The following is a 12276-nucleotide window of genomic DNA, read 5'->3' as shown; positions in this document are numbered from 1 at the left end:
TACGTAGTAAGGACTATGAGTATTGACGATCAAGTAGTTTTTAAGATTTATAAGCCAACAAAAACTGCAACACAATCTGGTTTAGGTAATACAAAATTCTGGCACCTAAAAATTGAGACTTGTTCTTACTATATTGAACCTTTGATGGGATGGATTGGTTCAAAAGACCCCAAAAAACAGATTGTACTAAAGTTTGATTCTCTTGAAAAAGCAGTATCTTACGCAAAGAAACACAACACAAAGTACACAATTGAAATGCCAAAAGATGTTAAAAGACTGCCAAAATCTTATACGAATAATTTCATACTAAAATAAATTTTATCGTAATGTGTTTATCTAAAAGCTTAAATTTAAGAGCCTGTCTTGAAAGGACCTAAGTAGCAAGCATAGTCATATTAAAGAGTTCTTGAAATAAGGAGAGCACGCTCATACGTCAAGCAAACAATGTTTACCTAAAATTCTTTGACATTAGCAGCTTTCTTGCCCCGTTTTCAGTAACAGTGATTTTGTAATTCTTCTATATATTAGAAAAATTTTTATTTTAATTAGCCATAGGCGCCTATTGGTTTTTAGCTAAAGTAAAGGTCAAGTATCTGGAATTCTGGACATAAAATCCTCCTGTGTAAAAAAGATTAGAAAAAAGTGCAGCGCACATACGACAGAAATTAAGCACACTTACATGCTCTGAAGAATACGCTTTTTGATTAAAAATTTGACTGAAAAGTCTGCAGACAAAGATAGATTTCGAGCTCTTAAAATATCTCTAACTGTAATTATAATCAGATTTAAAATATATGGAAGCAATTTTTTACGTTAATATTTCAAATTTCCCTTTCAAGATAGGTTCTAATTGTTACTCTAGGTTTTGAATTGTGATAACGCACTGCGGCTACTTAGAGAGTTGAACCTGGCTAGCTAGGTATCAAAGAGTTATTTTTTAGGTATTTCTCCGTAAGACTGCAAGTTTTTTTGGATTACTCAAATAACTCCACTCTGCTCGCAGGACTTTTATGCCGCTTTGCACTAAATTAATTTCACGTTTTATTTGTGTTAGCTATTTATTTAGTGAGTGGACATGTAATTTTACCTTAAATAACCCTATAATAAAAACATAGTTATTGAAATAATACAGAAGGTTCTCATGACAACCTCTGTATAGCTCTTAATTTTGCTGAGCGCGCACGCGGATTTGCATTTATTTCTTCTGCACTTGCTTTAATCACTTTTTTGTTTAAAAGGGAGAATGTTTTAGTAGATCCTGGTTCACATAAATCTTTAAAAAAAGTTTTGACTATACGATCTTCTAAAGAATGAAAAGTAACTACAATTAATTTGCCGTTCTCACTTAAAATTTCAGACGCAGCTTTAATACCCTTTTCAAGCTCTCCTAACTCATCATTTACCCATATTCTGATTGCCTGAAATGTCCTAGTTGCAGGGTCAATCTTGCTTTTTCCACGAAACACTACAGAACGTACAATATCCGCAAGTTCAAATGTAGTTTTGATAATTTTCTTCTTCCGCGCATTTACTATCGCTCTTGCGATTCTGCGGGAATGACGCTCACCCCCATAATTATATATAGTGTTTGCAATCTCTTCTTCACGTAAAGCGTTAACAAACGTCGAAGCATTCATATGAGAATAGTTATCCATGCTCATGTTAAGTGGGCCATCACGTAGAAATGAGAATCCTCTATCTCCATTATCAAGCTGCATAGATGAAACTCCAACGTCGAAAACTATGCCGTCCACTCCATTTGATGTCATTCCAGCGCGTGACGCTGGAATCCAGTTATTTTTCTTCTGGATCCCAGTATCAAGTACTGGGATGACAGAGGATTTATTCAGTATACTTTTGATATTACTAAACTTTTCAATAAATAACTTTATTCTATTAGGGTATTTAACATTTAGATCATCATAAAATTTAGTAACTGTTTCATCTCTATCAACTGCATAAACTTTGCAATCAGCAGATTCCAATATTGCTTTGCTATATCCTCCAGCTCCAAACGTGGCATCCACATATATACCACCACTGTGTGGTGACAATTGCAGTAGCATCTCTTTTAACAAAACTGGAATATGTGTCATATCAAGAGACTTTGTGCACTTAAACTAAAATAACTTTCTCACCAAAAAATATATGGAAATATATAGGTATAGTATAAGAATATTTAAATATAATCAACGATATAAAAATTTAATAAGATAATATTATTAATATAACATTTACATAATTCACGTTTGAAAAAGTAAGTAATATTACTATAATATCAAACAAATTACGGAAGATTTTGTGCAACAAATAACAAAAGTAATACTATCAAGTTTAATTTGTAACACTTTGTTGTGGTATGATCACATGCTTTTCAGCCATCTAATAAGCATAATCGGAGATGTGTTTTTTCCATCAGACGACAAATTAGTCAGCATACTTAAAGCTTTTGGAGTGTTTGCAGTGGGTTTCTTAATAAGACCAATTGGTGCTGCTATATTTGGCCACATTGGCGATAAATATGGAAGAAGGATTGCTCTATTTCTCTCTATCATATTGATGACTCTATCAACCGTACTTATTGCATTTGTTCCAGGGTATCAGAACATTGGGGTACTCGCATCAGTACTGGTGGTATGTTTAAGATTATTGCAGGGTATATCTCTTGGAGGAGAGGCAGGAAATGCCCCATTTTTAATAGAGCATGCTCCTAAAAATAAAAGAGGATTCTTTGGCAGTATTGAAGTATTGAGCGCAATTCTTGGCTCAATATTAAGTCTTATAGTGGTGCTTATATGCAAAAAAGTATCCGATTTTGAATCTTGGGGATGGAGATTGCCTTTTATTTTCAGTTTTGTAATAGGATTAATCAGTATATATATGAGATATATACTCGATGAAAGCCCAGAATATAAAAAGCAGGAAAAGCCACATGAACTACCGTTAAAAGAACTGTTAAATGGCTATAAAAAACCTTTTCTAATATCAATTGGAGTTGACATAGTTGAGAATGCATCTCTTCACACATATTTAGTGTTTTTTAATCTACTTGCATCAACAATAAACACTCACTTTAATCACGCAGTAGAAATATTGAATCAGGTTGCACTTGGAGGATTGACTATACTATTTGCAATGCTTTCTGATAAGGTAGGGAGAAAAAGAGTCATGAAATTTGCATTTGTGACTTTTATAGTAGTAAGTTATCCAGTTTTTTCAATGATACTAAGTGGTAATAATTTGCTCACCATAATGGCGCACGTTCTTTTTATAATCCCAATAGCTGCTTCTCTTGGTCCTGTTAGCGCGTTTATGTGCGAATTATTCCCAATAAAGGTACGATACAGTGGATTTGGTTTATCAAGAAATATAGCTTCGGGATTTTTTGGTGGTCTTGCACCATTTATATGCACAACTATTATCAAAGTTACAGGACAAGGAACTTTAGCAAGTTTTTACATGATTTTCTGTGCACTAATTAGGTTAGTTGCTATATCACAAGTTAAGAGTTAGATTTTTTCAAAAACCAAGTGTTTAAAAAATCTAATCATAAGGTGGAAAATGCCAATTTTTAGGTGATAGTGTAAATATTTCAACTCCATCTTTTGTGACTCCAAGCGTATGCTCAAACTGTGCAGAAAGTGAAAGATCACGTGTTGTCACTGTCCAGCCATCTAGCTTGCTGAGCAGAGTTTCATGTTTTCCAGCATTGATCATTGGTTCTACCGTAAAAAACATGCCTTCTTTTAAGATAAGATCCTCACCTTCATCATAAAAATGTACAACATTTGGTGGAGCATGAAAAACCTTTCCTATGCCATGTCCACAATAATTGCGTACGATAGAATATCCAAAATCTTCAATATATTTTTCTATAGCAAATCCTATTTCATTTAACTTATTGCCGGGCTTAACTTGTTTTATCGCTTCCATTAGCGCATTGTAGGCAGCATTACACAAACGCTTTGCTTTTATTGAGGGTTTACCAGTCCAAAACATGCGACTTGTATCACCATACCAGCCATTTAAAATCACTGTAACGTCAATATTTAAAATATCTCCATCTTTAAGAGGTTTATCATCAGGAATACCATGACATACAACAGCATTTTTCGAAGTACAAATTGATTTCGGATATCCCTTATAATTCAGTGGTGCTGGAATTGCACCTGCATTGATTATAAAATTATGACATAGATCATTTAATTCATTAGTTGTTACGCCTACTTTGACGTATGGTGCAATAAAATCAAGGGTTTCAGCTGCAAGCCTGCCAGCTTTACGCATAAAGTCAAAATCTTCTTGTGAATGTATAGTTATGTTCATGTTTCTTACGTTTTTATTGTAATTTTCTGCTTCTCTTACGGATACATCAGTGTAATAATACTATAAAAATAAGCTCCTAGATCAAGCCATTTGTATATTAAGAGATAAAGACAAAAATCTAGACTGTGACTTTTGATTTAACCCAATGGTATAACTTACTTATTTTGCCATCGTGACCAAGCATTCCAGAATTATTTCTATAAAAGGTGTCAACTATTAGCTTTATAGAGCCTAAAGCAGCAGAAAATACAGGATTTTTGTCGTATTCGCCATCAAGACCGCTACAAGATTCAGGGCATCCGATACGGACTTGTTTATTGAATATATAGCTTGCAATTTCTTTCATGCTTGTGAGTTGACTGGTTCCACCTGTGATCACTACTTTATTAATTGGATCTTTCTGTTCTTGAAATTGTTCTCTTATCAGCTCAAGTATTTCCTCAATCCTTGGTCTTATGATGTTAACAAGTTCAGACTTAAACACTTGAGTTGGTTCATCGCTTTCATTACTTTGCACTGCAATACATTCATTCTCATCTATTGAAGTTACAATAGTGCTACCGTATAGTATTTTTATGCGTTCAGCATGCTCTATACTTGTGCATAGTCCATAAGCTATATCTCGGGTAATGTGAATGCCACCAATTGGAATGCTGCTTGTGTACACAAGTTTTCCTCTCTTAAAAATTCCAATTGCAGTGCATCCACCTCCTATGTCAACAATGGCAGTCCCTAGCTCTTTTTCATCTTCACTTAGACAAGCAAGACCTGCAGAATATGCAGAAGCAACACAACCAGCCATACTTATCCCACTATTATTAGTTATGCAATTTTCAATGTTGGTAAGAGCTGGACGCGAAGCAGTGACAACATTAACATCAGCAGACAATCTTTTTCCATATAATCCACTGACCTCCTTTATGTCAGTCATATCATCTAAGTGATATTTAAGTGGTATATTGTGAATTATAACATTTTCTTCGATATATTTCTCAAATGTCTGAAAGACTACACGTTTTATATCTCGGTCTAAAATTTCGTGATTAGCTGCAATTATTTCGTTATGTACGTTAAAAGACGAAATCCCACATCCAGCCACATTCACATATATCTGGTCTATAGTCTCTTCTGATACTTGTTCAGCTAAACCTACAGTTGATGAAATAGAGTAACTTGCATGCTTTGCGTCAGTTATTGATCCACCATTTATACCTTCTGCACTTTTATAACCCACTCCTATTATTTTATAGCTAAAATTGCTATTGATTTTAACAATGAGACAGATAATTTTTGTTGTACCCACGTCTAAAACAGCAAAAACATTCTGCTTTGGTTTTGTTATTACTGCAGAGTACATTGGTTGACCTTATGATGCGATTCCATTTAAATTGTAGCTTCCCTGAATGAATTTATATTTCTATCATAAATGTAGCAACATTTTAATATACCTAGACAAAAAGAAAAATAAAACACAGAATTACAATTTTTATGTCTAAGTTACCAATTGTAATTGCCCCTGACGAAAGATTAACTACACGCGCCAGTGAAGTAACAGATATAACCGATAAAATTAAAGAATTAGTAAACGACATGTTCGAAACTATGTACGATGCAGAAGGTCTTGGTCTTGCTGCAGTACAAGTTGGAGTGCTGAAGAGAATTTTTGTCATGGACGTTCAGACAGAAAAGGCTGGAGATGAGTTAGTAGGATATGATTCAGTTGGTAAGTTTTGCATGATTAATCCTGAAGTTAAGGAATTATCCGATGAACAAGTGATTATGAGCGAAGGATGTCTTTCAATTCCGGAGCAAAGCCATGAAATCAAGCGTCCAAAATATTTAACTGTAAAATATAAAAACTTAAATAACGAAGAACAGACGCTAAAAGCTAGTGGTTGGCTTGCAAGGTGTATTCAGCATGAATTGGATCACTTAAATGGTATATTATACATTAGACATTTATCTAAGTTGAAGTATGATTTGGCTATGAAAAAAGCACAAAAGGTTAAGAGACACTATGAGCAATGAAGATCTAGAATTGTTGAAGTTCTATCATGAAGTGGGAGTTGATTGCACACTAACTGAAAGTGAAGAGGAAAAAAAAATGGAAAATGAGAGAGCTGTACAGTCTTCTGTCATCGAGCAGAAAAAAGCCATGTTCCCAAGTGACTGGATCATTGAAGCAAGGAAACTTGCAAGTGAATGTGGTAGTGTAGATGAACTAAGAAGTGCAGTTAAGTCATTTGAGGGTTGTGAAATAAAAAAAACTGCAACTAATACTGTTTTTTCCGATGGTAATCCAAATGCAAAAATCATGCTTGTTGGTGAAGCACCAGGAGCAAATGAAGACCTTAAAGGCATACCATTTTGTGGTGCAAGCGGAATGCTGCTTGATAAGATGCTCAGTGCAATTAGTTTGGACCGCACTAAGGTGTACATAAGCAACGCGGTGTTTTGGCGTCCACCAGGTAATAGAAAACCAACTGACCTAGAGCTTGATATGTGCAGACCATTTGTTGAGAAGCACATTGCTCTTATTTTACCGCAAATTCTGATTTTTGTCGGAGGAATTGCATGTTATAGCCTTCTTGATAACACAAAGACTATATCGAACTTGCGTGGCAGATTTCATACTTATACTAACCAATATTTATCTCATTCAATTACTACAGCCGCTATATTTCATCCAGCCTATCTACTTCGTCAACCAGCACAAAAACGCTTAGCTTGGGAAGATTTGAAGAAGATTAGGGAATATCTTGATAATACCAATAACTACACGGATGTTTAGCTTACTACTCGTTATCATCTTAGTACCGGCTAATTGAATTAAATATTGAAAAATCTACTAAACAGAGAAAAAGGCAAAAGAAAATCTATCAGCTACTACCTATTTTTTTAATTGGCGTTTTTCATTGTGTTAAATCCTTTGATAAGCGCATTTTAGCTTATGTGGGTAAAAGTTTTATAAAGACATAGAGTGCACATAGTGCAAAAAATTAAACATCAAGTATATTGAGCTTTTTGTCGCTTTATCTGCACAGACTGAAGATAAATAATATATCTTCACCCTTATTTTAAGGAGAATGGAGGAGTCCGTCAAGTAACTCTTGCCGTTGCTATAGCTGCTTGAGTTCCTGTAATCACAATGTTTGTGCAATGTACGCATGGAATTTTATTTACTCTATAATATGTTGGTTTATAGTAGTACTAATGCAGAAATAAAGGGAGGAGACATTGGAAAGCAATATAAAAAAATTGAAAGGAAATTTTTTAGAACAAGCAGTTAGAGTAAATCATGCTGGCGAATATGGAGCCATTTGCATTTATTCTGGTCAAAAATTTATTCTTAAAAAATCTTCTATAATTGACAAAATAATTGAAATGGAGGAGCAGGAAAAAGAACATTTCCACTATTTTAATGAGAAAATCAAGGAGCAAAGAGTTCGTCCTACTGCTTTGCTGCCAGTTTGGAATGTTTTAGGGGTGTCACTTGGTGTTGTAACTGCTATGATGGGTAAAAAAGCTGCTATGGCTTGCACTGCTGCAGTTGAAGAGGTGATCGGAGAGCATTACAAGAAGCAGGTCTTACATTTAGAAGATGGGGAATTAAGAGAAACTATAAGTAAGTTTCGTGATGAGGAGTTAGAACACAGAGATATTGCAATTCAGCACAATGCTGAAAGCGCACTTGGCTACAACGTTTTATCTTTGTTCATAAAAACAAGCTGCAAAGCTGCTATTTACTTCTCTAAATTGATTTAATCAATCACTATTTGACAACCATATTTGCCTTTAGTCCTTGTGCTAATTGCTGCCCCATATCCTCTACTCCAATCGAATGCGTATGGATGTTTATAATTAACTTCTTAATTCTTATCCTAAAAATACATTAATTTAATTCCCTACTAGAGTTTTCTTGTTGTTGTAAACATGTTTGCATAAGACTAGTAGATGGAACGTTTTTAATAGTCTGAGTTAACTCCTCAGGAATATTTTCAAAACTCTTGCCCATAACTTCTAAAACACTTTTCCCCTGTATAAGACAATTCCCTCCAAAGCTTGATTTGTTTTCTAACTTGCTAAACCTTATTTTGCTTTTCTCATCAATTTCTACTACCATTTTGTTACCATCTTTCCGTAGATAAATACTAATCTCTCCTATTTTAGTAGTAAAAAATATTTCAATACCACCTTTTAAGATATCTGTGTAATTTCTTTTTCCATCTTCTGTAATTTCAACTTTTACTATACTTTCCTCAATCTGAAATATGCCAACTTCTAAATCCTTAGCTTTTTCATTATTTAAAGTTCTTGCAGTTTCAACAATACTACCTTGTGGATACTTAATATAAAAATATTTATTATCTACTTCTACTTCAAGATCATATTTATCAATTTGCTTGTTATTTTCTTTCACAATACCTTCATATGCTAGACCCTCTAGCATTTTTTTCTTACTCTTACATTGTTCGTTAAGATCATTTAAATAATTAGAGCCGTAATATCCGCCTTCAATATCGCTGTAAAAAGATAATCCTTTTTCTACCCCACCTTTTAACACTAAATTACGAGTGATCTTTTGTATGATATTTTTTGTAGTTGAATTGTGTGGATTTGCATGAAAGCGATTAATTAATTCTTCCATTTTTTCAAATATAAAATTTGTTACAGTCTTATTATCCTTACCGTAATATGAGTTTAATCTTATTCCTTGATTTAAATAATCCTCTATTATGCGTTCCATGTACTTTAAAACGCTTTCTTGCTCATCGTGTTCTGTTATACCTTTTATCATCTCATCACAAAATTTTTTAACTAGAATTTGTTCATCTGTAGTCAATGGTATTTGCAATTTCGTAGAAGATGGGTCTCGCTCAAAAAGATAAATTATTGACAATTCCTCTGCTCTTTTAATAAAGTCATAACTCCTTAGATATTCTGCAACATCTTTGTTTTTTGCGTACCTTTTCTTGGTTAAATCCATATGCCTATCTTTACGACTTATAGTCGGTAATTTTGGATTTGATGAACTACTCTGTTGACTATTGAAGAAGCTGTTAGAGAACTGTTCAGGCTCTAAAATAAGATTACTTTCACCTTGTTTACCTACTTGCTTAGACATATTATATACCATAACCACTAAAACTTTTTAGTGATTACTTCAATACATAGATAAGTCAATAAAAATATCTTTTTCTCTTCAGTACTAAAAAATTGTCAAAAATCTCAAAATTGGTTAATTGCATATAACCTACTTTCTGGTATACATCAAAACTACCGTAGAAAGCTTCAACTTTGAAAGGGATTAACAAATAAAATTCTTGTACTTTGCCTCTACTAAAGTACAATCAGGCTTTATTTAATATTTTTCATGCTTGATGAAGTACATGAGGAGTGTGGGGTATTTGGCATAAGTTACAACCAAAGTGCTGCTTTTAACTCTATACTTGCTCTCCACGCTTTGCAGCATAGAGGTCAAGAGTCTTTTGGCGTAGTAACCAGTAACAACGATAAGCTGCACTCTTATCACTTTCAAGGTCAAGTGAGCAGTGTATTTGATGATATAGATGAAATAAAGAAATCCTTACCTGGAGATTGTGCAATAGGTCATGTTCGATACTCAACAAGTGGTAGTAAATTTGGAGTGCAGCCCATGTTTGGCAAAAGTGGCAAATTTGGGGATTTTGCCATAGCACATAATGGTAATTTAATTAATATTTCTCCGATACGCAAACAATTAATTAAACAAGAGTGCGTTTTTCAGTCAGATATTGATACAGAAGTAGTAGTGCATCTGACAGCAAGCGGTGAAAAAGATAGCTTTTTAGAGAGTTTTATATATGCATTAAAGCAAATACAAGGTGCTTATTCTTTTGTGGCAATCAATCAAGAAGTAGTTATTGGAGTACGTGATCCATCTGGAATCAGGCCTCTTGTTTTAGGAAAGTTAAACGGTTCTTACGTTCTTGCATCTGAAACTTGTGCTCTTGATATAATAAATGCAGAGTTTATTAGAGAAATAGAACCAGGCGAATTAGTTACCATCAGTTCGGATAGTAAGCTAGCCTCAATGTTTCCTTTCCCACAGCAAAAATCAAGTTTTTGTATTTTTGAATACGTTTACTTCTCGAGACCAGACAGCATAATGGAGAATAGGTCCATATATGACATAAGAAAAGAAATAGGAAGAATACTTTCAGAAGAGAGCCCACCAAAAAACAATGTAGATATGGTTGTACCAATACCTGATTCTGGAATACCTGCAGCTATTGGATATGCAAAGCATTCAGGATTACCTATGGAACTGGGGATAATTCGTAATCATTACATAGGAAGAACTTTTATACAACCCACCGCTGAAGTACGTAAAGTTAGAATAAAATTAAAATTCAATGCTAATAAGCACACTTTGAAAGGCAAAAACATAATTTTAATAGATGATAGTATAGTGCGTGGTAGTACGCTCAGAAATATAATAGTTATGCTAAAGGATGCGGAAGTAAAAGAGATTCACCTCAAAATTTCAAGCCCACCAATTAAGCATTCTTGTTTTTATGGAATAGATACGCCAGAGTGCAAAGATTTAATTGCTGCAAATAAATCTGTAGAGGAAATTAAGGAAATTATAGGAGTAAATAGCCTAGCCTTCTTGAGTATTGATGGACTATACAGGGCTGTTAAAGAAGAAAAACGTAACAACGCTACACCGCAATATTGCGATGCTTGTTTCACTGGTGATTATCCGATTGGTAAGTAATCTATTATTAATGAAGGTGAGGTTTTTTCTATGTTATATTAACAGTTTTAAAAATAGATTTTTTGCATAACCATATAGTTTTTGCCTGGGCGTCATTTGAGTGAAAACTACTTTACAAATTTCGTCATTCCCTTTACTATGATACTAAGAGTATTTATCCTTGTTTTCGATCAGCGCGGGTTCAACAACAAAAATTCAGTAAAAAACTCAGATATTTATTGGCAAATTACATAAAAATTATAGCGGCTGCATGTCTTTTTTGTTTTTTCTACATTCAGCCAAAACGCGCTTATTTTAAGCGTTAGCACATTATTACAGCGCCAATTTACATTATTATAGGGTCAAAACTCGTCACACGGGGATTCTTTTGCCTTTTTTCTTCGTTTGGTAAATTTCTTAATATTTATAGCAAAAAGAGCACAGATGTCATTCCAGCGCGTGACGCTGGAATCCAGGAATTTTTTGAGCATGAAAGTTATGCTAAGTTTTTGTTGGTAAGTAAAGGCTGGATCCCAGTGTCAAGCACTGGGATGACAAGAAAGAAAGCGCTGATTTCATATGTATCTGATAAAAAAGATGATGTCATGCCAGTGCCCAGACACTGGCATCCAGTTTTTTCATGATCATCAAAAATGTTGTGTTTTAACATAAAATTAACTGCTTTTATGCTCATAAACTTAATATCCAATCAAATTTCCTGGATCCCAGTGTCAAGCACTGGGATGACACCGTCATAAAGTAAACCAGTACTTGGATGAACTGGCAAAAATTGCTCTTAAATCACAAGTTCGTGCAATGATGGTGCTTCTTTAAGAAGCACCATTTGCTAATGTTTTGAAGCTTTAATGCTTATTATGCGCATGTATTTGTTGTTGCATTCCATGTTTTACCATCAGGGCAAGCAGTTGCACCATCTTTACAAATCACACCACCTGGTACTATTTTTGAAACAACTACAGGTGCACCAAAAAACACAGCAGTAAATGCACCAAGTGCAAAAAGCGCTGGCCATGGCATTCTGCCGAATATCGCAAGCAAAGCTGCACCAATTATGGGAACGTTCAAAAAAGTGTGTCAAACCGCATTTTCAATTCAACTCAATTTTTAACCTACCAGGAAAAAAGATATCAAGTTGAGACATAGTTAAAGCCCAATTAGGCAAAGCAGTAATCCACTTTTGCTCTACCTTT

General features: G+C 34.2%; 10 protein-coding genes and 2 pseudogenes. 6 read left to right on the top strand and 6 right to left on the bottom strand.

Annotation, left to right across the window (positions count from 1 at the left end; translation table 11 throughout):
* Nucleotides 1-15 precede the first annotated feature (15 nt).
* Nucleotides 16-315: an ETC complex I subunit gene (locus tag JR312_RS03230; protein WP_264330893.1), complete on the top strand. Its 300-nt coding sequence runs from the start codon at nt 16-18 to the stop codon at nt 313-315.
* 824 nt (nt 316-1139) lie between these two features.
* Here JR312_RS03230 and rsmH read toward each other — a convergent pair.
* Nucleotides 1140-2096: a 16S rRNA (cytosine(1402)-N(4))-methyltransferase RsmH gene (rsmH, locus tag JR312_RS03225; protein WP_416647714.1), complete on the bottom strand. Its 957-nt coding sequence runs from the start codon at nt 2094-2096 to the stop codon at nt 1140-1142.
* Between the two features lie 205 nt (nt 2097-2301).
* Here rsmH and JR312_RS03220 point away from each other — a divergent pair, with 205 nt between their 5' ends.
* A complete protein-coding gene (locus JR312_RS03220) occupies nt 2302-3513 on the top strand; it encodes an MFS transporter (protein ID WP_416647713.1) in 1212 nt (403 codons plus the stop codon).
* A 30-nt stretch (nt 3514-3543) separates the two neighbouring features.
* On the opposite strand, the pseudogene map reads toward JR312_RS03220, so the two are convergent.
* Nucleotides 3544-4341, bottom strand: a pseudogene (gene map, locus JR312_RS03215) (type I methionyl aminopeptidase); the annotation flags it as partial.
* Between the two features lie 103 nt (nt 4342-4444).
* On the bottom strand, nt 4445-5683 hold the full coding sequence (ftsA, locus tag JR312_RS03210) for a cell division protein FtsA (protein WP_264330896.1): 1239 nt from the start codon (nt 5681-5683) through the stop codon (nt 4445-4447).
* 131 nt (nt 5684-5814) lie between these two features.
* Here ftsA and def point away from each other — a divergent pair, with 131 nt between their 5' ends.
* The 3 genes from def to JR312_RS03195 all read left to right on the top strand — a co-directional run bounded on the left by def (nt 5815) and on the right by JR312_RS03195 (nt 8091).
* Nucleotides 5815-6354: a peptide deformylase gene (gene def / locus JR312_RS03205; protein WP_264330897.1), complete on the top strand. Its 540-nt coding sequence runs from the start codon at nt 5815-5817 to the stop codon at nt 6352-6354.
* Nucleotides 6344-7117, top strand: coding sequence for a uracil-DNA glycosylase (locus JR312_RS03200; RefSeq protein ID WP_264330898.1), 774 nt, complete (start codon nt 6344-6346; stop codon nt 7115-7117). Before def ends, JR312_RS03200 begins: the two co-directional genes overlap by 11 nt.
* A 446-nt stretch (nt 7118-7563) precedes the next feature.
* Nucleotides 7564-8091 (top strand): demethoxyubiquinone hydroxylase family protein, encoded by a 528-nt coding sequence (locus tag JR312_RS03195; RefSeq protein ID WP_264330899.1) that lies wholly within the window; start codon nt 7564-7566, stop codon nt 8089-8091.
* 127 nt (nt 8092-8218) lie between these two features.
* Here JR312_RS03195 and JR312_RS03190 read toward each other — a convergent pair whose 3' ends face one another.
* On the bottom strand, nt 8219-9451 hold the full coding sequence (locus JR312_RS03190) for a hypothetical protein (protein WP_264330900.1): 1233 nt from the start codon (nt 9449-9451) through the stop codon (nt 8219-8221).
* A gap of 249 nt (nt 9452-9700) precedes the next feature.
* Here JR312_RS03190 and purF point away from each other — a divergent pair, with 249 nt between their 5' ends.
* Nucleotides 9701-11086 carry an amidophosphoribosyltransferase gene (purF, locus tag JR312_RS03185; RefSeq protein ID WP_416647712.1) on the top strand — a complete coding sequence of 462 codons (1386 nt, stop codon included), beginning with the start codon at nt 9701-9703 and terminating at the stop codon, nt 11084-11086.
* Nucleotides 11087-11561: 475 nt separating this feature from the next.
* Here the strand turns inward: purF and JR312_RS03180 are convergent, their stop codons facing one another.
* Together JR312_RS03180 and JR312_RS03175 are read right to left on the bottom strand one after the other, a co-directional pair.
* The gene (locus JR312_RS03180) at nt 11562-11759 is read right to left on the bottom strand and encodes a hypothetical protein (protein WP_264330902.1); all 198 of its coding nucleotides are present in this window, start codon (nt 11757-11759) and stop codon (nt 11562-11564) included.
* Between the two features lie 179 nt (nt 11760-11938).
* Nucleotides 11939-12151: pseudogene (locus JR312_RS03175) on the bottom strand (TrbC/VirB2 family protein); the annotation flags it as partial.
* Nucleotides 12152-12276 lie beyond the last annotated feature (125 nt).

The organism is Wolbachia endosymbiont of Nasonia giraulti (assembly GCF_048054155.1).
GTDB lineage: Bacteria > Pseudomonadota > Alphaproteobacteria > Rickettsiales > Anaplasmataceae > Wolbachia > Wolbachia pipientis_C.
The sequence above is the reverse complement of the archived record's forward strand: the minus strand, read 5'-3'. Positions and strand labels throughout refer to the sequence as shown.

Bases quoted from the DNA above. Each gene is read 5' to 3' on its own strand.
- JR312_RS03230 (WP_264330893.1), top strand. From the start codon at position 16: ATGAGTATTGACGATCAAGTAGTTTTTAAGATTTATAAGCCAACAAAA.
- rsmH (WP_416647714.1), bottom strand. From the start codon at position 2,096: ATGACACATATTCCAGTTTTGTTAAAAGAGATGCTACTGCAATTGTCA.
- ftsA (WP_264330896.1), bottom strand. From the start codon at position 5,683: ATGTACTCTGCAGTAATAACAAAACCAAAGCAGAATGTTTTTGCTGTT.
- def (WP_264330897.1), top strand. From the start codon at position 5,815: ATGTCTAAGTTACCAATTGTAATTGCCCCTGACGAAAGATTAACTACA.
- JR312_RS03200 (WP_264330898.1), top strand. From the start codon at position 6,344: ATGAGCAATGAAGATCTAGAATTGTTGAAGTTCTATCATGAAGTGGGA.
- JR312_RS03190 (WP_264330900.1), bottom strand. From the start codon at position 9,451: ATGTCTAAGCAAGTAGGTAAACAAGGTGAAAGTAATCTTATTTTAGAG.
- purF (WP_416647712.1), top strand. From the start codon at position 9,701: ATGCTTGATGAAGTACATGAGGAGTGTGGGGTATTTGGCATAAGTTAC.
- JR312_RS03180 (WP_264330902.1), bottom strand. From the start codon at position 11,759: ATGAGCATAAAAGCAGTTAATTTTATGTTAAAACACAACATTTTTGAT.